At 44.8% G+C, this 19,968-nt stretch carries 17 protein-coding genes; 12 read left to right on the top strand and 5 right to left on the bottom strand.

Annotation, left to right across the window (positions count from 1 at the left end; genetic code table 11):
* The first annotated feature begins 6 nt into the window (after positions 1-6).
* The 3 genes from lysA to FZC88_RS08730 all read left to right on the top strand — a co-directional run bounded on the left by lysA (position 7) and on the right by FZC88_RS08730 (position 3,301).
* Positions 7-1,293: a diaminopimelate decarboxylase gene (gene lysA, locus FZC88_RS08740; protein WP_148994486.1), complete on the top strand. Its 1,287-nt coding sequence runs from the start codon at positions 7-9 to the stop codon at positions 1,291-1,293.
* A 119-nt stretch (positions 1,294-1,412) separates the two neighbouring features.
* Positions 1,413-2,282 carry an ABC transporter permease subunit gene (locus FZC88_RS08735; protein WP_262371804.1) on the top strand — a complete coding sequence of 290 codons (870 nt, stop codon included), beginning with the start codon at positions 1,413-1,415 and terminating at the stop codon, positions 2,280-2,282.
* On the top strand, positions 2,282-3,301 hold the full coding sequence (locus FZC88_RS08730) for an ABC transporter permease subunit (protein ID WP_262371803.1): 1,020 nt from the start codon (positions 2,282-2,284) through the stop codon (positions 3,299-3,301). Before FZC88_RS08735 ends, FZC88_RS08730 begins: the two co-directional genes overlap by 1 nt.
* A 336-nt stretch (positions 3,302-3,637) precedes the next feature.
* Here the strand turns inward: FZC88_RS08730 and FZC88_RS08725 are convergent, their stop codons facing one another.
* Positions 3,638-4,297 (bottom strand): GTP pyrophosphokinase, encoded by a 660-nt coding sequence (locus FZC88_RS08725; RefSeq protein ID WP_262371850.1) that lies wholly within the window; start codon positions 4,295-4,297, stop codon positions 3,638-3,640.
* A gap of 461 nt (positions 4,298-4,758) precedes the next feature.
* Here FZC88_RS08725 and FZC88_RS08720 point away from each other — a divergent pair, with 461 nt between their 5' ends.
* The 3 genes from FZC88_RS08720 to FZC88_RS08715 all read left to right on the top strand — a co-directional run bounded on the left by FZC88_RS08720 (position 4,759) and on the right by FZC88_RS08715 (position 9,115).
* Positions 4,759-8,484, top strand: a complete 3,726-nt coding sequence (locus tag FZC88_RS08720; RefSeq protein ID WP_148994483.1) for a S8 family peptidase — start codon at positions 4,759-4,761, stop codon at positions 8,482-8,484.
* Positions 8,485-8,704: 220 nt separating this feature from the next.
* Positions 8,705-8,863 (top strand): hypothetical protein, encoded by a 159-nt coding sequence (locus FZC88_RS23950; protein ID WP_187443553.1) that lies wholly within the window; start codon positions 8,705-8,707, stop codon positions 8,861-8,863.
* Positions 8,864-9,115, top strand: a complete 252-nt coding sequence (locus tag FZC88_RS08715) for a hypothetical protein (RefSeq protein ID WP_148994482.1) — start codon at positions 8,864-8,866, stop codon at positions 9,113-9,115.
* Positions 9,116-9,200: 85 nt separating this feature from the next.
* Here FZC88_RS08715 and FZC88_RS08710 read toward each other — a convergent pair whose 3' ends face one another.
* Positions 9,201-9,908 (bottom strand): DUF1836 domain-containing protein, encoded by a 708-nt coding sequence (locus FZC88_RS08710; RefSeq protein ID WP_148995133.1) that lies wholly within the window; start codon positions 9,906-9,908, stop codon positions 9,201-9,203.
* Between the two features lie 157 nt (positions 9,909-10,065).
* On the opposite strand from FZC88_RS08710, the gene htpX reads away from it, so the two are divergent.
* The 3 genes from htpX (at position 10,066) to rlmD (ending at position 13,929) form a co-directional block, all read left to right on the top strand.
* Complete coding sequence (htpX, locus tag FZC88_RS08705; RefSeq protein WP_148994481.1) at positions 10,066-10,947, top strand: protease HtpX; 882 nt, start codon at positions 10,066-10,068, stop codon at positions 10,945-10,947.
* A 278-nt stretch (positions 10,948-11,225) separates the two neighbouring features.
* Positions 11,226-12,374, top strand: coding sequence for an N-acetylmuramoyl-L-alanine amidase family protein (locus FZC88_RS08700; protein ID WP_148994480.1), 1,149 nt, complete (start codon positions 11,226-11,228; stop codon positions 12,372-12,374).
* 190 nt (positions 12,375-12,564) lie between these two features.
* Positions 12,565-13,929 (top strand): 23S rRNA (uracil(1939)-C(5))-methyltransferase RlmD, encoded by a 1,365-nt coding sequence (rlmD, locus tag FZC88_RS08695; RefSeq protein ID WP_397541187.1) that lies wholly within the window; start codon positions 12,565-12,567, stop codon positions 13,927-13,929.
* A gap of 144 nt (positions 13,930-14,073) precedes the next feature.
* Here the strand turns inward: rlmD and FZC88_RS08690 are convergent, their stop codons facing one another.
* From FZC88_RS08690 to FZC88_RS08680, 3 genes are read right to left on the bottom strand one after another with little or no spacing between them, the layout of a single operon-like run.
* Positions 14,074-14,667: a hypothetical protein gene (locus FZC88_RS08690; protein WP_148994478.1), complete on the bottom strand. Its 594-nt coding sequence runs from the start codon at positions 14,665-14,667 to the stop codon at positions 14,074-14,076.
* Positions 14,664-15,689 carry an ABC transporter permease subunit gene (locus FZC88_RS08685; RefSeq protein WP_187443552.1) on the bottom strand — a complete coding sequence of 342 codons (1,026 nt, stop codon included), beginning with the start codon at positions 15,687-15,689 and terminating at the stop codon, positions 14,664-14,666. The genes FZC88_RS08690 and FZC88_RS08685 overlap by 4 nt, the downstream gene beginning before the upstream one ends.
* A complete protein-coding gene (locus FZC88_RS08680; protein WP_148994476.1) occupies positions 15,686-16,591 on the bottom strand; it encodes an ABC transporter permease subunit in 906 nt (301 codons plus the stop codon). The genes FZC88_RS08685 and FZC88_RS08680 overlap by 4 nt, the downstream gene beginning before the upstream one ends.
* A gap of 264 nt (positions 16,592-16,855) precedes the next feature.
* Here FZC88_RS08680 and FZC88_RS08675 point away from each other — a divergent pair, with 264 nt between their 5' ends.
* The 3 genes from FZC88_RS08675 (at position 16,856) to thiM (ending at position 19,964) form a co-directional block, all read left to right on the top strand.
* Complete coding sequence (locus FZC88_RS08675; RefSeq protein ID WP_148994475.1) at positions 16,856-18,307, top strand: protein adenylyltransferase SelO; 1,452 nt, start codon at positions 16,856-16,858, stop codon at positions 18,305-18,307.
* A 128-nt stretch (positions 18,308-18,435) separates the two neighbouring features.
* Positions 18,436-19,008, top strand: a complete 573-nt coding sequence (locus FZC88_RS08670; protein ID WP_148994474.1) for a cysteine hydrolase family protein — start codon at positions 18,436-18,438, stop codon at positions 19,006-19,008.
* A gap of 167 nt (positions 19,009-19,175) precedes the next feature.
* Positions 19,176-19,964, top strand: coding sequence for a hydroxyethylthiazole kinase (gene thiM, locus FZC88_RS08665; RefSeq protein ID WP_148994473.1), 789 nt, complete (start codon positions 19,176-19,178; stop codon positions 19,962-19,964).
* Positions 19,965-19,968 lie beyond the last annotated feature (4 nt).

The raw sequence follows: 19,968 nt of genomic DNA, 5'->3' as shown, positions 1-19,968 counted from the left end.
TAGGATATGAGTACAGTTGATGTGAATGTTCGTGGAGATCTTGAAATCGGGGGAATGAGCACGGGTGAGTTGGTGGAGACCTATGGGACGCCTTTAATGGTCTACGATGAAAGGATGATCCGTGAAAATGCACGATTGTTCCGAAATGCATTCCTGGAAAGTGGTTTGCAGTACCAGGTGGCTTATGCGAGTAAAGCGTTTCTATGTAAAGAGATGGTGCGCCTGGCAGAGCAGGAGGAACTATCCTTGGATGTCGTGTCCGGAGGGGAATTGTATACGGCATTGGAGGCGGGATTTCCCGCTGAACGCATTCATTTCCACGGGAACAACAAGTCGGAAGAGGAGCTCATCATGGCTCTTGAAGCTGAGATCGGCTGCTTTGTCGTCGATAGTTTCCTTGAACTTGAACTGCTGCACGACCTGGCAAAGGAGCGTGAGCAAAAGGTTCAGATCCTGATCAGGGTCACGCCAGGTGTGGAAGCCCACACCCATGAGTACATCACGACGGGACAGGAGGATTCGAAATTCGGATTCAGCATTTCCAACGGACAGGCGAATACGGCGATTCAGTTAGCTCTCCGCAAGCCGTACTTCTCATTACTCGGGCTGCATTCACATATTGGATCCCAGATTTTCGAACGGGAAGGTTTTGATCAGGCGATTCAAGTACTGGCTGATTTCCTGCAAAAAATCCGGATCGAGTATGATGTGACGATGCCGGTCCTGAATATCGGCGGAGGATTTGGTGTCCGGTATACGGAAGAAGACCAGCCCTTGCCGATTCCAATTTATGTGAAATCTATTACCGATAGTGTGAAGAACTATTTTGCAAAGAATGAATATCCTCTTCCTGAAGTATGGGTGGAGCCGGGCCGAAGTATGGTTGCAGAAGCGGGTACGACGTTGTACAAAGTGGGATCAAAGAAAATCATCCCGGATGTGCGTACGTATGTCGCGATTGACGGAGGGATGACGGATAATATCCGCCCCGCCCTATATCAGGCGAAATACCATGCGGTCCTGGCCAACCGTCCACAAGAGGAATGCACCGAGCTTGTGAGTATTGCAGGGAAATGTTGCGAATCCGGTGACATGCTGATTTGGGACCTGATGCTTCCTCCGACGAATTACGGTGATATACTGGCGGTGTTCAGTACAGGGGCTTACGGGTATTCGATGGCGAGTAATTATAACCGGATCCCCCGCCCTGCCGTTGTGTTTGTGCATGATGGGGAATCACGGGTCGTGATTGAGCGGGAGACATATGCGGATCTCCTACGGAAAGATAGGTAAGAAAAAAGGGTGGAATCCAATGAGGTTCCACTTTTTTAATGGGATTTTATGGTTCTGTTAGTGGATATTTATGGTAAAATAAGGGGGCATGTTATATCGTCTATTCGGAGGAAGGGTCTATGTATATCAAAACAATCGGTTCCATGGCTTTGAAATTTGTATTCGTTGTATTCGGAATCATTCTTCTCACGGGTCTTATCGGGCTTTTTAATGAAGGGATAGACCCGAGCCTGAGACTATATATGGTTAACATTGTGGATATCTCATCGTCACTGTTCCATACCGCTTCATTGACCATCACCAATGAGGCAAACAATACTTATCCGATGTTCCCTGCTTTTTGGGAGCCTTATTTTTACTCCATTTCGATCTTTTTATCTGCTTTTCTTCTATCTGTACTATTGGGCATTCTCCTTGCGTATCTCACACACTTGCTTCCCGCCCGGTGGTCGAAGTTCATCATCAGGGCAACCAATTTGCTGGAGTCCACACCCGATATCTTCATCTTGATCGTTATTCAATACAGCGTCATCTTTATCCTGAAAGAGACTGGTGTGTTATTGTTTCCCATAGTCGGATCGCAGGAAAAGGTGTACTTCCTTCCAATTGTGACGCTGTCCATCTTACCGACGATCATGTTGTTCAGGATCATTTACCTACTGGTGAACGATGAATACAGCAAGCCGTATGTGGAGCTGATCAAAAGCAGAGGGATGACCAAGCACTCAATATTTTTTATCCATATCCTGCGAAATATCTCATTCAGTTTGTTGAATCATGCCAAATCTATCATTCTCTTTCTCTTATCATCTCTTATCGTGTTTGAGAGGTTGTTCAATATTTATGGAATCACACATTTTATCTTGTCTTTCTCTCAAATGGATGTGATTTGTTTCAGTTTAATCATGTTCTATCTTCCGGCCTTCCTTTTACTTATCTTGATCAGGCTCCTCATTGAAAGAAAAACCGGACAGAAGGTGGTGATTTGATGCTGAGAAAATTGATGAAGAATCCGGCATTTTTAATGGGGTTTATTTTTCTGTTCGGTATGTTTGCCTCAAGTCTTGTATATTATGTTGGGTGGGGGGATGAGGTGCCGAAGCTTGACCTTATGAAAAATGAAGAAGGGGATTTTCTAAGCCCACCATACTCTCCAGTAGAGTATCCACCCCTTGGCACCGACAATTTTAATCGGAATATTCTCCTTCTTATCATCGTTGGGGCGAAATATACAATAGGGGCAGCAATGGTCATCACTCTATGCAGGGTATTGCCTTCGGTTTTGCTTGGGTTGGTGCTTCATTTTTATTTGAAACCGTTCAGAAGAATCATTGATAACATTGTGGATGCTGCCAACTATTTTCCTCCGACTTTATTATCGTTTTTATTGTTAAATTGGATGATGCTTGACGGGCCGTTATATGATCCAGAGGGATTCCCTTATGATTTTACGGATAAAACGATTTTTTACCTGGTCATTCTTATCGTTATTTCACTTCCGAGTCTGACTCTGCTGTTTTCGAATGAATATGACCGGATCATGAGTCAGGAGTTTGTTGATAGTGCCAAAGTACTGGGTGCAACGAAGCGTAATTATATCTTGAATCATATTCGTCCTTTTATTCTTCCGCAGATTTTTCTAGTGTCGATTCGGGAATTTATGATTATCATGCTGTTGATTGCGCATCTTGGGGTTTTAAACATTTATATCGGGGGATCATCATTGGAGGTAGACCTTTTTGACAATCCGTTCTTGGTTTCCCTTTCTCATGAATGGTCCGGCCTTCTTGGCAGCTGGTGGCAATTTCTGTGGACGACCTATCCTTGGATTTCATTTATCCCTGTCTTTTTCTTTACCCTGACGATTCTTTCGGCAAAGTTGATGTTGATAGGGGCAACACACGTGATGGAAACCATGGGTTATGACAATCGCCATGCTACTGTTCAAGAAGAAGTGATCAATTCCTTTCAGGGAAAAGAGACATTTGAATTCGTCCATAAAGAATAACAATAGCAAATTATATAACGAAGCTGCCCCGGACCTCCGGGGCAGCTTTTTGGCATGTGACGTATAACTTATCATTATATCTCCATTCCTTCTATGTCATAGGCAGAGAAGACATCAACTTTTGCACTTTACATAAGTAAGCTTTGCTTTAAGATGTCAAGACTATGTTGATCCAGTGTAAATAAATACATTTCCCTTTTTAATAGAGTATCTTGAAGAAGGAGATTATGCTTGTAGTCCTGGTGCTAAAGTTTTGGGTTCAATCGGGCGGGTCCTCTGTCCGGTCTGAAAGTTATAATGAAAGCTGCATTGAAGCATGCAAGCCTCTTTGTTTTGTCAATCTTCCTCTTTTGAGAGCTGCACCAGAAATTGATGAACCTCATTCGGTGTCATCAAACTCGAATCCTCTCCATCCTCTTTTTTTAATATATTGATTTCATGATTGAGCTGTTCCATCTTGCGATCAAGTAAAGCCGCCTGTGTAGCGGCTTCCTTCAACCCATCCTGGATATGGGAGGGAATCTGCTTGTTATATTTGTAGTAAATTTTATGCTCGAGACTTGCCCAGAAATCCATGGCGATTGTGCGGATCTGAATCTCCACATACACGACTTCCACGCGATCTGTCAAAAAAATAGGAATTTGCACGATGAGGTGAAGGCTTTGATACCCATTGGGCTTCGGAGTCTTGATATAGTCCTTCACTTCCACCACTGTAATGTCATGTTGGGATTGAATCAAGTCCGACACCTTATAGATATCCTCGATGAACGAGCAGGTGATGCGTACGCCTGCAATATCCCGGATTTGTTCTTTCATCTGATCAAAGGAAGGTTTCATGTCCTTCTTTGACATTTTCTTCAGGATACTTTCGGGGGACTTTAGGCGGGTCGAAATGTGTTCGATCGGATTGTATTCATGGATGACCTGGAATTCTTCCCTTAAGATATTGATCTTTGTCCGGACTTCTTCAAGGGCGAATTTATATGAAAGCATGAACCGGTTCAGGTTCGTTCTCAGTTCTTTAAGGTTAATCTCATTCACGTTGACTGCTCCCTTAGATTGTAATGGTATCAGTATATCCAATTTGCCCCCTCGACATCTAGTCTGGAAACGTGACAATTTTGTATCTATTTTCATATAAAAGTTGAATGGAATCCAGTGTTCACATGGAGACTAGTTCTCTACTCCCGAAAAATAACCCCAATTGAGTATTGCCTGTGCTGAGACTTACAATTTAATTAACCACAGACATACAAAATGACTCCTAGAGAAACAAGCCTGCATCCCCGTATTAGCATACGACCATGTAAACTGGGAGGTGATCACTGACGAATTCATCCTGGTAGTCTACTTAAATATTTTTAGGACTACATACCTTCTTTATTTTTCCCTCAGCAAGAGTCTACTCATATGAATCAATCAACTGACGAAATGAATAGAATAGGAGAATGTTCATGAAAAAGCTTAACGTGAAACCACTTCTTGTTGGATCGATTGCTGCGACGATGATTTCAGGTTCGATGTTCCAGGTAGATGCACTCGGTATCTCTTCCAAGGGGAAGGAACTCGAGGAGTCTAAGATTGATAAGAATGAAGCAATTAAAGGGGAACATACTATCACCCTCATCACTGGTGATGTGGTAAAGGTGTCGACCCTCCAAAATGGCAAACAGATCATTAATGTGGAGCCTGCTGATAAGAATGGTGAAGGTGTCCGTGTCATGACCATTAAAGAGGAAACATTCGTATTCCCTAACTCCGCCATGCCTTATATGGCCGCAGGAAAAATGGATGAAGACTTATTTAATATTACAAAATTGATCGAGTATGGGTATGATGACAAGAATCAAGCGTCTGTACCTGTCATCGTAGAATACAAAGAAACCAAGGCTAAGACTTTCTCAGCAGCTCCGGCCCCAAAAGGATCGAAGAAAGTGAGAGACTTGGAAAGCATTAATGGAGCGGCCCTTTCTGCAGAGAAAAAGCAGGCAGATACGTTCTGGAAAGACGTCACCGTTCAAAGTGAAAAGAATGAAACGGAAAAAGTACCCCAATTTGAATACGGCGTCGATAAAATATGGCTGGATGGCCGCGTAGAAGCAGCCCTTGATCAAAGTGTGCCGCAAATTGAAGCGGATTCCGCATGGGAGCAAGGTTATACAGGAGAGGGAGTCAAGGTTGCCGTACTTGATACTGGAATCGACTCGGAGCATCCTGATATAGCAGGTCAGATTGATGATGCTGTAAGCTTCGTACCTGGTGAAGAAGTGAAGGACGTCAATGGTCACGGAACCCATGTTGCCTCTACCGTTCTTGGAACCGGTGCAGGCGATGGAAAACATAAAGGTGTCGCTCCCGATGCCCGATTATTAGTTGGAAAGGTATTGAGTGATCAAGGATACGGGCAGGATTCCTGGATCATCGACGGAATGGAGTGGGCCTCAGAAAATGCCAAAATCGTCAATATGAGTCTTGGAAGCGATATGCCAAGTGATGGGACAGACCCAATGGCAGAAGCGGTGAATCGATTGACAGATGAAAATGGAACTTTATTCGTCATCGCTGCCGGTAACAGAGGCGGGGAAGGTACGATCGGATCCCCTGGTGCAGCTGATGCAGCCTTGACTGTTGGAGCAGTGGATAAAGCGGATGAACTGGCGTATTTCTCTTCCAAAGGTCCTCGCTATGGGGATATGGGACTTAAACCGGATCTTTCAGCTCCAGGTGTGGGAATCGTTGCGGCTCGTTCCCAATACTCCAGTGGGACAGGATATTACAAAAGTTTAGATGGTACATCAATGGCGACTCCTCATGTTGCGGGTGCAGCTGCCATTTTAGCAGAAAAATATCCTGAATGGGATGGAACGACATTGAAACAAGCTCTGATGAATACGACAAAGAAGCTTGATGGTTACCAGCCATATCATGTCGGAACAGGACGGGTGGACGTAGCTGCTGCCCTCGATGCACAGGTTAGGGCAACAGGGTCGGTCTCATTCGGATTCTTTAAATGGCCACATGATCAAGCAGCTCCAGTAGAAAAGGTAGTGACCTATACAAATGATAGTGAGGAAGAAATCACTCTTGAACTGGAGTCAACCTTTACAAATGCAGAGGGAGAAGAGGCACCAACAGGTATGCTGACGGTCTCTGATCAAACCGTTACGGTACCGGCAAGAGGAACGGTGGACGTGAATGTAACACTCGATTCCACACTTGGTGAAACAGGGTCCCGCTACCAAGGATTCCTGACAGCCAAAAAGGATGGAACAGAACTCGTACGCACGACGATGGCAATGGTCAAGGAAGAGGAAAGATATCCTCTTACATTGAATGCAACTGATCGTGACGGATCGAAAGGACAGGCTTATGTCGTACTGTTCAGTGAAAAAATGGAGCCTGAAGTTTTCGCTGTCGATGGTTCATTAGAGCTTCGTCTGCCGCCTGGAACCTATTCCGCCATGTCACTTATGGATGTCGATGTGGACACGGATCACGCAGGTGTAGCCCTTGTTGGAAATCCGGAAGTGAAGCTGAACGGTCCAAAAACCGTCGAGTTGGATGCACGAAAAGCGAAGGAAATCAAAGTAGAGGTACCGAAGAAAACAGAAGCGAATTATCAACGGATGGAGTACCATCAAACAATCGGTGATATGCCAATGACAAGTTTATACTTAATGCCGGTGTGGATCGATAAACTATATGCCGTACCAACCAAGGAAGTGAAAAGTGGATACTTCGAGCAGCTGACACGCTGGCGCCTGACCAAGCCACTATTGACGATCAATTTTAACGGAAAAGAATTGGATGATATCCCGTTAGCCGGAAGCACCTTATTGGATGGAAAATATAATCTATCCACCGTGTATGCCGGAAAAGGAAGTGCTGCAGACTTTGATCGATTGAAGGCAAAAGGAAAGGCTGTCGTAGTGGATCGAAATGCAGAGGTGAGCGTTTCACAACAAGCAACAAATGCCGCAGCTGCAGGAGCGAAGCTGGTTATCGTTGTGAATAATGAAGATAAAGAATTCAGCGTATATGCAGGAACTCCGGAATATACAGACAATCCACTAGCTGTTGCTGCCATCAGCAAAAAAGAAGGGGATAAGCTTGTAAAGGCGGTCCGTTCAGGGAATATAAAGCTGAAGGTGGAAGGGAACACTGATTCTCCGTACGTGTATGACCTGATGGATGTCCATGAAGGATCCATCCCGAAGGACTTGACTTATGCACCAAAAGGCAAGGATTTAGCGAAAATAGATACGCGCTACAATTCACATATTGAAACGGATGGGGGAGAATTCAGATATGACCTTCGCCCACATACAATGGGTGCCGTAGGTTTCCTTCAAAAGCTTTCAATGCCGAGTGCCCGTACTGAATATGTATCAGCTGTAGAAGGTACAGGCTGGTATCACCAGGCAAATGTGCTTGATGCAACGTGGGAAATCCGTCAACCACTCGTTACGTATACAAAAGGACAAAAAATCACAGAGAACTGGTTCTCACCGGTCGTCCGACCAAGTCTTGGACAAGGCTACTGGGGTCCTAAAAGACAAGGGGATTCTCTCCAAATCAATGTCCCTGCATGGGCTGACGCAGGTAAAGGGAACACCGGCGGTACGGAATATAATGTATCTGTCCAAAATCAGACATCCCGATTGTACCAGGGGGATACATTAGTGAAAGAAGGAAAAGGCCAGGCGATTTACGCTTTCGGAATCGCTCCGGCGGAACGCACCCAGTTCAGATTCGTTACAGAAGCCAAACGTGATGAAGAACGCTGGAATACATCTACCCGCACGCATACAGAATGGACTTTCTGGACAGAAGCATCAGAAGAATGGCAATATAACCTTCCATTCCTGACACTTGACTACAAAGTGGATACAGACGTCAACGGAGATGCTTTAGCCAACCGTCCGACTAACCTTGAATTATCAGTGGGTAAAGTAGAAAATGCGATCGGCTACGGAAACGTGGAAGGTGCTACCTTAGAGGTGTCATTCAACGAAGGGAAGTCATGGAAGAAAGTGAAGATTAACCGTGACGGAGACACATTCAACGCCACAATCCAGAACCCTAAGAACGCAACGAATGTTTCATTGAAGGCGAGTGCTTGGGATGATGAGGGGAATAAGATCACGCAGGAAATTATTAAGGCTTATGGGTTGAGATAATTAAGAAGGAGAGATGCCTCGATATAGTGGAGGCATCTTTTTTTTATGTCGCAATAGGAGAGGAATAGTCAATGAAAAAGCAGCCTTCATCGATTTAGAAGAACGCGCGGAAATGCAGTGGAAAAGAGGATCCCTTAGGACGGTCATTGAAACTTTTTGAGAATATAAACGTATAGTATAATGATAGATTTTGATGTAATTCGTAACAGGAGGTGTCTCTTTGAAAATAACTACCTTTAGAAGCATGACAGAATCAGGTTTGAATAAAAAAGTGAATAACTTCTTGGAAGATCAGACCATTGAAATAATAGATGTTAAATTTTCAATGACCATATTTGATTACGGAGTTATGATACTGTACAAAAAGAAGGAGCAATAAATGAACAGAGAATTAGAAAGCATTTTCTTCCTGCCCATTTGGATTGGAACATGGATTCAGAAAAGGGTTGGACAAGGAGTAAAAGGGGTCATCAGTTACGTGGTCATTTACTTCATTGTTACAACATTCCTATTCATCATCATGAATGGGATAGAAGTATGGTTCTTTGATCAAATGTTTTCCTTTTTCAATACATATCTTTTGTTAGGAATGCTGTATGTGATTTTTAATTACTGGAAGAGATCAAAGTAGAAGTCCTAACTGAAAAGATATCTCGATTTTCATCAAGAGGGACGGACCTTCATTTGCAAAAATGAAGGTCCGTCCCTCTATAATATTAAGATAATGCATCTGTCACATACTTCTTCGTCGCAGCCTGATAAAACCCTGCCTGAACTGTCAGTACGGATACGATCAGGACATTCAGGACAATGTTGAGGTTTTCTTCCTTGATCCCGTCAAAGGTCGATAACATGGTTTTGCATTCTTCCTTGATGAATCCATCGATATGCTCGTTGACTGAACCATCCGCCTTCTTTATGGAAGGAAGGGTTTGATGATGGATCTGGTCAAAGACCGTCGCATAGGCAAGGTAAAGATCTGTGGGGTTGACGATGTCATCCGTGCGGTCTTCTATGTTGTTGAACACCAGGGTCAAGATCTTCCGGATGGATTCGAAATCCAGGGTAGCTTTGAGGTCTTCGACGATGAATAGCATGGCTGCTTGTTCGATGGTATATTTTTTTCCGAGCTGCGGGGAACCGATCAACCCTTTTACATCCCGCTTCACCCAGTTCTGGACAGTGCTTTGGGGGAAGTTGGTAAATTCAATCAGGTTTCCCAGGGAGACGATCTCATTGAGTGAGAAACCGGTTTCTCCCTTGGCCGGCTTGAGGAGTTTTTGAATGATGGGAGGAAGGTTTTTTTCTTTATGTAAACCCGTCCACGAATCCTGAAGCACCTTAATTGGGGACCTGCTGTTTATGCCGCTCAGAGATAGCAGCAGGTCGGCCATATTTTTACGTGTCAGTATAAACGTTTTCATCATGATTACCCCGTCTCTTTTACAATATCTTCTTCTATACTACTGGTTCGGTCGGGTCTCGTCAATTTCACCTTTTACTTGTATTTTTCCTGAAAAGGACGTATAATCAATTCAGATACAGGTTCTTATGAACTTGAAATAGGAGTGAGGAGACAAGATGGGGAAACGTATATTTTATTTCCTTTTAACAAACGTTTTAGTATTACTGACGATTAGTATCATTTTTTCCGTTACGGGAGCAGGGAACTACATCACTGCCTCAGGCGGAATTGATTTCGGTGCATTATTGATATTCAGTGCGATCATCGGTTTTTCGGGATCATTCATTTCATTGGCCATGTCACGTTGGATGGCGAAGAGAATGATGGGCGTTCAAGTATTGAATCCGAATGGAGCCTTATCTTCTGAGGAACGGGCAGTTGTAGAGAAAGTCCATCGTTTATCAAGAGCGGCTGGATTAGTTCACATGCCTGAAGTGGGAATCTACCATTCGCCTGAAGTGAATGCCTTCGCGACGGGTCCTTCGAAGAAACGCTCACTCGTTGCCGTTTCGACAGGATTACTTCGTGAGATGGATGATGACGCGGTTGAAGGTGTCATTGCCCATGAGGTGGCCCACGTTGCGAATGGGGATATGGTGACGATGACCTTACTGCAAGGTGTGGTCAACACCTTTGTTGTCTTCTTGGCACGAATCGCCGCATGGATTGCATCACGATTTGCAAGGGAAGAGATGGCACCAATCGTGCATTTCATTGCCGTGATTGTATTCCAGATCGTATTCTCTATCTTGGGAAGTTTAGTTGTCTTTGCTTATTCCCGTCACCGTGAGTATCACGCTGACCGTGGTGGAGCGGACCTTGCCGGTAAGGATAAAATGGTCCACGCCCTTCAAATGTTAAAAGCATACTCAAGTCGTATGAAGGGTGAAGATGACACAGCCATCTCCACATTAAAAATCAACGGAAGACGAAAATCAGCAATCTTCTCGACTCACCCTGATCTGGATGATCGGATCAGTCGACTGGAAGCGAAGTAAGTAGGACTGGGACAGTTTAGAAGTCCCTTTTCGTTTTAAATGAAAAAAGGTGCCTGATTCCATCATTGGAGTCAGCGCACCTTTTTTGTTGTATCCGGAATGAAGGAATTCCAGGTTTCTAGCATAAACAGCTATATGATGCTAGAAACATCTCCCTTTCGATCAAGTGAATATCGACAATTTGCCTTCTGGAGTCAGGTACTGGTGCTTTTTTTATCCGGCCGTGCCCATTTGTACAAGCTGTGAATATTTTACTAGTAGAAGGGGTGATAGATTAAATGGTAAAAGCTAGTGATTATTTGATAGCTTTAGATGATGGTCATGGGATCGGGACAGCCGGGAAACGTACGCCTTATATCCAGTCGCTTGGCAGACAGATCCGTGAAAATGAGTTTAATGAGAAAGTGACTTTCTTTTTGAAAGTTGAATTAGAGAGATGTGGATTCAGGACTATACTGACAGCTCCGACTGATGAGGATACCCCATTAAAGTCCCGTACAGACTTAGCCAATTCTATGAGGGCCAATGCCTTGGTTTCCAACCACTTTAATGCCTTTGATGGAAAGTTCGATGGTTCAGGAAAAGATGCTGAAGGACATTCCCTTCATATATATTTCAATGATGTACAGGATAGAAGGCTCGCTGAAAGCATTGCGAAGTACTTGAAACAGGGTACCAGGCAGGTATATCGCGGGATCATCGAGCAGAATCTTCATATTACAAGGGAGTTCAATGGGCCTGCGGTGCTTGTGGAGAACGGATTTATGGACAATGAGAGAGAAGCCTTGCTCATGATCAATGAAGGATTTCAAAGGGAATCGGCAAGGGAGCAGGCTCGTGGGATATGTGATTTTTTCGGCGTTCCATACGTGGCTGCAGGAAACGTTGTTGTACCTCCTGAAGCTGGGACAAGCAAGGATGTTATCGGGAAACGGGTAGAGAGCATATATAGAGGTGTTGAAGGACTGGACTTTTACAGTAAGCCAACCTTCCGGGATAGCTACCGTGCAGGCACTCTGAAGTACGGATATGGGTTTCCAGAGATTATACGGAAGCTTAAGGTGGTAGGTGCTTATATGTATGAGGTCAAAAACTCAAGGGGACACGTGTATTATGTAACAGCAGCCCCGAAGTTTGTGAAGGTGGAAGGGATCGCTCAATCTACCGGAGGATCACCACCGCCGACTTCATCAGGACCTGTCGCCATCGGGGAAATCACAGTCGTGGGGGTGGCGAATGCCGCCATCATCCAGGACCGCCCTGACCGGTTGACATCAAAGGACTTAGGTACCATCGCAAAGGGCAGGACGATTCCAGTCACAGGATCCCTTAAAGGGAGAAATAGCGGCTCCGGCTACTGGGAAGTTATCTACAACGGCAGGAGAGCTTATATAACCGGAGAATTCGGACGTTATAAAGCATATTAATATGTCTGCGATAATGAGGTCCGTCCTTTAGAGCGTTAACGCGTTCGGGGACGGACCTTTATTTGACGATGGGAAGTCAGGTGAGGAGCCCATATCCCTGTTGCATTCCTACACTTTTTTTAATAAAGTATAAAGTTAGACACAAGTTTTCAAGGAGGACCAGAAATTGACGAATATTAAACCAGAAACCATGGTTGTTACAATAGAAGATTTGGATCAAAAGGGTTCAGGGCAGGCTGTGGTCTGGCGGGAGAATGAGCTCGGCAATCCGAAGAAGTTAAGGCTGACGATTCCTCAGACCCTGCCTGGGGAAAAGGTGGAGGTGACGGTGGATCAGCCCGATCGCCGTAGACGAAAAGCAATGCCGGATGAAATCCTCGAAGCCCACTCTGAGAGAATCCCTGCACCTTGTCCGCACTTTGAACGCTGCGGCGGATGTGTGTGGCAGCATTGGGATTATGACGGTCAGTTAAAGCAGAAGACGGATCATGTGAAGCATGCTTTGGAAGAGCAAGGCTTTAATCCTGACCTGGTACGGGATACGATGGGGATGAATAATCCGTGGCGTTACCGCAATAAAATGGAATTTACGTTTTCTCCTGAAGGTGCCCTTGGACTGCATGAGCAAGGGAATTTCCGTAAGGTCATTTCCCTTGAAACCTGTTTGATCGCAAGTGAAGAAATGGTGGAAGCGACGATGGAAGTCGCCGATTGGGTGAAGGACCATGGATTAAAAGGATATAACAAGGACGAGCACGAAGGGTTACTTCGTCACTTAATGGTCCGTCAATCGTTTGTAACGGGTGAACTGATGCTTGGTCTGTTTGCAACGGAGGCGCCTGAAAATCATCAGGAGGCAGTGGACGACTTAGTTGCCCGTGTAGGTGAAAAATTCCCTAAAGTCAAAAGCCTATTATGGCTTGAAAATACAGCATGGGCGGATCGGACGCAAGCAGAAGAAATTCATCTATTAGCTGGTCGTGACTTTATTTATGATGAAATGGATGGATACCGTTTCCGTCTTTGGTTCGATACGTTTTTCCAGACAAATCCGACACAAGCTCAAAAGCTAGTAGATCTGGCAATTGAAATGGGACAACCGAAGAAAACAGAGAAGATGATAGACCTTTTCTGTGGAGTAGGGACATTTTCTCTTCCATTTGCAAGCAGAGTCGGAGAACTTGCCGGCATTGAAATCGTAGAAAGTTCGATTGAGTCGGCGAAACGTAATGCTGCAGATAATGGCATCTCGAACACGACATTCCTTGCCAAGGATGCTCGAAAAGGAATTGACCAAATGCTGGAGAGCTTCGGTCATCCACAGCTATTGATGTTAGACCCTCCACGCTCTGGTGCAGGCGGGAAAGTCATGAGACGAATCGGACGCGCCAAACCGGAACGTATTGTGTACGTATCATGCAATCCGGATACATTCGCTACGGATATCAAGGAGCTTGAACCATTCGGATACACTCTGGATGGTGTTCAACCTGTTGACTTATTCCCTCAAACGGTGCATGTGGAATGTGTCGCGACACTGACATTGAATTCATAATCGTGACGGAGAAATTCTTGTCCGTAAGAAAGGAAATACCTGACCTTGATGAGGGTCAGGTATTTTTTCGTTTATGATTAAGAGGGACGGACCTCTCCTCAGCCTCACTACGCAAAATTCAATTGAGGAATAGAGGTCCGTCCCTCATTTCACTACCCTGGATTTTTTTGGAATGTTCGTCAGGTTCCATTTAGCGGCATCTCCGTTTGGGTCAGAGATGCTCACGATCGGGGCGACTTTGATCATCCCGGAGATGGTGTTTTCGTTGTACTCGAAATCGAAGTAGCCGATGTTCGGGGCTATGTCCTCCCCCTGGAGCCCATAGATTTCCTGAACCTTGGGTTTTTGGATGGCAGGGTTAAAGATGACCTCCAGCTTGTAGCGCGATTCCGGATTGACCCGTTCCACCTTGATCTGGAAATTCCCGTCTTCGTCCACCACCCCGGTACTTTCCGTGACGTATTCCTCACTTTCTTCTCCCTGCCAGTTTATGACCCTTGCGTAGGATTCGAACTCACCGTAATCCTTGAGCCCGGCAAACATGATGCTATCCTCAGGAAGGTTGGATTGGCCTTCTACAATGAGTTCTTTTCCTTGAAGCAGGACCGTTCCGGTTATATCGATTCTGACTCCGGACGGTGCCGCCTGCTTTTGAGGAAGTTCGGTTGCCATTTCAACCCTGCATCCTGTCAGTAAAAACAGACTGACAGCCAGAATATACTTCAGCCAATTCCTCAATGGAATTCCTCCTTTGAGCGGTTTTTGAACGTAAAGGGATCTTCCAGTCGTGACGAGGGTACCGGCTTGTTGGAAGGGGTCTCGTCTTTCCCGACAGGAAGCGTATCCTCAAGAAGAACCTCTTTTAAAAACCTGCTTATCTCATTGATGCAAAAGATCGAAATCGCAAAAAAAGCAAGTGGTGTCAGTACCAGCCACGTATGCAGAAAGACCATTTGAATATTGATGCTCATCGTGGCCGCCCATTCATTGGTATAGGAAAAATATTCAGGTATGTGCTCCATGATCCCGAACTCCTCTGTTTTCAGACCCCCCAAACAGATATGGAGAACCCCAAGTTGAATGAGAAGGTACAGGGTCTGGGAGATTTGCTCAGAAAACATGACAAGGGCATGGCGGCTGAACTGGGGGCGTAAATGGCGTTTGATGATATAAAATCTGGTTGCCCCGATTTGTTTGGATACGGTAACGAAATCATTTTTTAGATACTCCTTCATCTCTTCCCCGATATACATCCCAAGTGAGGGAATCACAATGATGGCGATCACCACTATTTCGATCATCAGAAATCGAAATGAATACATCGCCCCTGCCTCGAAGGCAAGCTGGAGTGGGGTGAGAAGAACAAAGGCAATGATTGCAAGTGGGATGAAGTTGAACGTATCCCCGACCCCCTTGATCATCTGTCTCGCCCAATCAGGAAGAAAAGCATACACAATACCGAACGCGAACCCGCCGACCATGCGGAGCAGCGCAATGACGATAGCCGATAACAGCGTATATTTCGCACCGGAAAGGAGCAAATAGAATAAATTCCGTCCAAGTTTATCACTGCCCAAAGGGGGCATTTCCTCCATTGTATATGGAGGATCCGCGATTACTCTTCCAGAATCATCCTTTAAATACGGCGGCCCAGGTTCAAGCAGCTCTGGATATATGGCCGGTATGATGAAGCTCGCTGAAAGCATGACAAAGAGAAAACCAACGGGCAGCCAGAACCGGAATGATTTCAGAATCCTCATGAACTGACCTCCTCTCCGGACAGCCATTTTTTAAGTGAAATAGCACCTAATGTAAACACGATGAAGAATGGTATGTAAATCATCAGCATCCCGATGAAAAAGGCACTTGGCGTATTGCTGGACACATCGAGGAGCACATTCATAAATCCGTTGATATTAAAAAGAATCTCAATGATCAACAGGTTTGAAAGCATAAGCAGAAAAATCGGTTTGATATGGTAGTAAAAGTGAATCCACACATTTCGGAATAGGTGAACCCATACTGTATAGGCTTTTGAGAAACCCTTCGAATAGGAATATTCGACATATGGTTTTTCCTCTTCTTCCCGAAGCTGGAACAAGAAATGCTTCGTTAAAAAAGCAATCGGCATGATTGCAAGACAAATGATCGGGAGCAGATAGATTTTTTCATCCCCAAGGGTGTAGATGTCAAACAGCAAAATATCCGTTTTTTTGAAAAACCAGACAATGAAAAGTTGGATAAATACGATAATCAGAACATCCGGAAGGGAATCCAGTGAATCCAGCAAGCGGAAGCAGATCTGATATATTTTCTTAGGCAGAAACATAAATAAGTAGCTAACAAGGGAAGACGTGGCGGCAGCGAGAAAAAAGGCCAGGAGCAAGAGCGAGAACGAATAGCCGAACAGCTGAAAAAACAACGGATAAATCGGGTAGCTTTTGTAGTCCATTGGATCCCCGATTTTGATGATGATGGAGCCTGGTTGAAGCATTTCACGTCCCATCTCCTGCAATGTTTGAAGATATTTCCCCAGCATGATGACCAATTCCGTATCATACGCAAGCAGAGAACCGGCACCGCTGAAAAGGAATAATCCGATACATGTGAGCAAGAATTGAATGGGAAGACCGATGATATTGAACTTTCTCAGTAAAAACACCCCCTAAGTCTTTTAGAAACATTATATCTTTAGATTACAAAAATTTCAAAATAATTTTAATTTTTACAATAATGTTAATTTGCTGGATATTATTCTTAGTATAGGAATTCATGCCGATGAAAATCCTATCAGTAGTGATACATACGCAGGTGCCATAAAGGACATTAGCCGAGAAGAACGTTATAATGATGGTGACATAAAAGGGAACTACACAAAAATCATAGACGGTCTATGGTTTTTTGTTTTATTTATGAAAAGGAGGAGATGACGAAAATGGGAAATCAAGCAGGTTGGAATCTCGAGAACAGCTATACAACACTTCCAAGTTCTTTTTTTACTAGACAGGATCCGACTCCTGTTCAAGCACCAAAGTTGATCGTAATGAATGAACGAGTGGCTGAGTCGCTGGGGCTGGACGCGGAGAAACTTGGGGAAGAGGTCTTAGCGGGCAACGAAATCCCGGAAGGTGCCGAACCCCTTGCTCAAAGCTATGCCGGGCATCAGTTTGGCTATTTTAATATGCTGGGAGACGGTCGTGCAGTCCTGATCGGTGAACAGATCACCCCATCAGGTGAGCGTTTTGATATCCAGCTCAAAGGGGGAGGGAGAACCCCTTATTCCCGAGGTGGGGACGGTCGCGCAGGACTTGGACCGATGCTCAGGGAGCATATCATCAGTGAAGCTATGCACGGACTTAGGATACCGACTACCCGAAGCTTGGCAGTGGTGACAACGGGAGAGCCGATTTACCGGGAAACGGAACAGCAGGGTGCGATCCTGACCCGCGTAGCGGCTAGTCATCTTCGCGTCGGTACTTTTCAGTTCGCTTCCAAATTTGGAACGGTTGAAGATCTCCGCTCACTGGCTGATTATGCAGTGGAGCGTCACTACTCCGAAGGTATGAAAGCACCGAACCGTTATCTTTACCTGTTAGAAGAAGTCATCAAGCGTCAGGCTGCACTCATTGCCAAGTGGCAAATGGTTGGGTTCATTCATGGCGTGATGAACACAGATAACATGACGATCAGCGGAGAAACCATTGATTATGGACCATGTGCTTTTATGGATACGTATGACCCGGCAACGGTATTCAGCTCCATTGATACCGGGGGGCGTTACGCCTACGGAAATCAGCCTCAAATTGCCGGTTGGAACCTTGCCCGATTTGCTGAAAGCCTTTTGCCTATTCTTCACAATGAACAAGAAGAGTCGCTGAAGCTTGCCCAGGATGCTGTAATGGAATTTCCAAAGCTGTATGAAGCTCACTGGCTCGACGGAATGAGAGGGAAGCTCGGTATTTTCAATGAAGAAGATGGTGACGAATCCCTTGCACAAGATCTCTTAAGTTTAATGAAAAAGAATCGTACGGACTATACAAATACATTCCGTTCATTAACAAATGAAGAAGAGATCGATCTGTTTAAAAATCCGGAATTTGTTCAATGGAAAGAACGCTGGGAAGAAAGACTTAACAGGCAAGAAGAATCGAAAGAAGCAACTCATCAGTTAATGCGAAAGCACAATCCAGCGGTGATTCCCCGGAATCACCGTGTGGAGGAAGCGTTGGAAGCTGCAGTGGAAAGCAATGATTACAAGGTTATGGAGCGTTTACTTGAGGTTCTGGAAAAACCTTACCAATTATCGACAGAACAGTGCGAGTACACGAAACTCCCGGAACCATCTGCTCGTCCTTACCGAACGTATTGCGGTACATGAAGTATGAACCTGTAACAGGAAGCCAAACGGTTTCCTGTTTTTTTTGAGTATAAGAGGAGTTTCTCACTGATAAGTCGAACCTATTTAAAGATAGATGAGGAGAAAATGGGGATAAAGGGGTTTTTCTATTGAACCAAGCATTGCTCGTAATTGATGCCCAGCAGGAATTAATCGAAGGAAATGAAGGTGAACAAGCTGTATTCCAAAAGGAGGGGCTTATTGAAAACATTAATCGGGTCATCCAAAAGGCAACCGAAGCAGGTGCTCATCTCGTCTTTATACGGGATAAGGATGTCAGTGGCGGGGAAGGTGATGGATTTCAGGTTCACAGGGATATCCATGTTCCGGACAATAGCGCTGTGTATGATAAATTAGCAACCAATTCGTTTTATGGTACGCCATTACTAAGCTTTTTAAAAGACAAAAAGGTCGAACATGTCGTAATCATGGGATGTCAAACGGAATATTGTATCGACACCGCTGTTCGGTATGCAACGGTTAATGGATTTGACGTAACCCTGGTAGCAGATGGTCACTCGACAAAGGATTCACCCGTGTTAAAGGCTGAACAGATTATCAAGCATCACAACAAGGCTTTGAATGGTCATTATAATGTGGATCATTTCTCCGACGTCAGACAATCTGATGAAGAGGTGTTTCAGCCTAAGCATGATTTTTATCGGGAGAAATACGGAATGTAGAATAAGAAAAGCCCATTTTGTCTGGCAGAAAGCAGATGGAATGGGCTTTTTTTGTTCCCGAATTGAAGCGTTTTTCTCATTTGGATTCAACCCTGATATGCTATAGTTGTAGCATATCAGGGCAGGTCCCGTCTTTCTTTCATAATGACAAAGGAGGAACAATGAGAATGTATGATTTAGTTCAGAAAGTACGAGAAGAAAATCCATTAGTACATAATATAACGAACGTAGTGGTCACGAATTTTACGGCCAATGGTTTGCTGGCTATCGGGGCATCCCCGGTGATGGCCTATGCGAAAGAAGAAGTAGGGGATATGGCGAAGTTGGCAGGGGCCCTTGTCCTTAACATTGGGACCTTATCGACAGACATCATCGATAGCATGATCATCGCTGGAAAAGCGGCAAATCAAAAAGGGATACCTGTTATTTTGGACCCGGTTGGGGCAGGGGCAACTTTATTCCGCACCGAGATGGCAAGGAAAATCCTACATGAAGTAAACGTCTCCATCTTAAGAGGGAATGCAGCCGAAGTGGCTCATGTTGCAGGAGAACAATGGTCAATCAAAGGTGTAGACGCCGGTTCGGATGGGGGAGACACGGTGGAATTAGCCCAGAAGGTGGCGGCACAATTGGATTGTACCGTTGTCATAACCGGGAAAACAGATATCATCTCAAACCTGCAAGGGACCTATTCAGTAGCGAATGGTCATCCGATCTTAACGAAGGTCACCGGGACGGGCTGTTTATTATCTTCGGTCATCGGTGCGTTTGCAGCCATTGAGAAAGATCCATTAAAAGCTGCTGTAACGGCAGTCGCCATTTATGGAATAGCTGCAGAAAAAGCAGCACGTGTTACTTCTGAAAAAGGTCCGGGAAGTTTTCAAATTGAATTCATCGATCAACTTTCCTCCATTCGTGAAGAAGATGCTGCACATGCAAAAGTAGAGAGAATCTAAGGGG

The organism is Rossellomorea aquimaris, from assembly GCF_008180865.1.
Lineage (GTDB): Bacteria > Bacillota > Bacilli > Bacillales > Bacillaceae_B > Rossellomorea > Rossellomorea yichunensis.
This window is presented reverse-complemented; position numbering and strand designations above follow the sequence as displayed.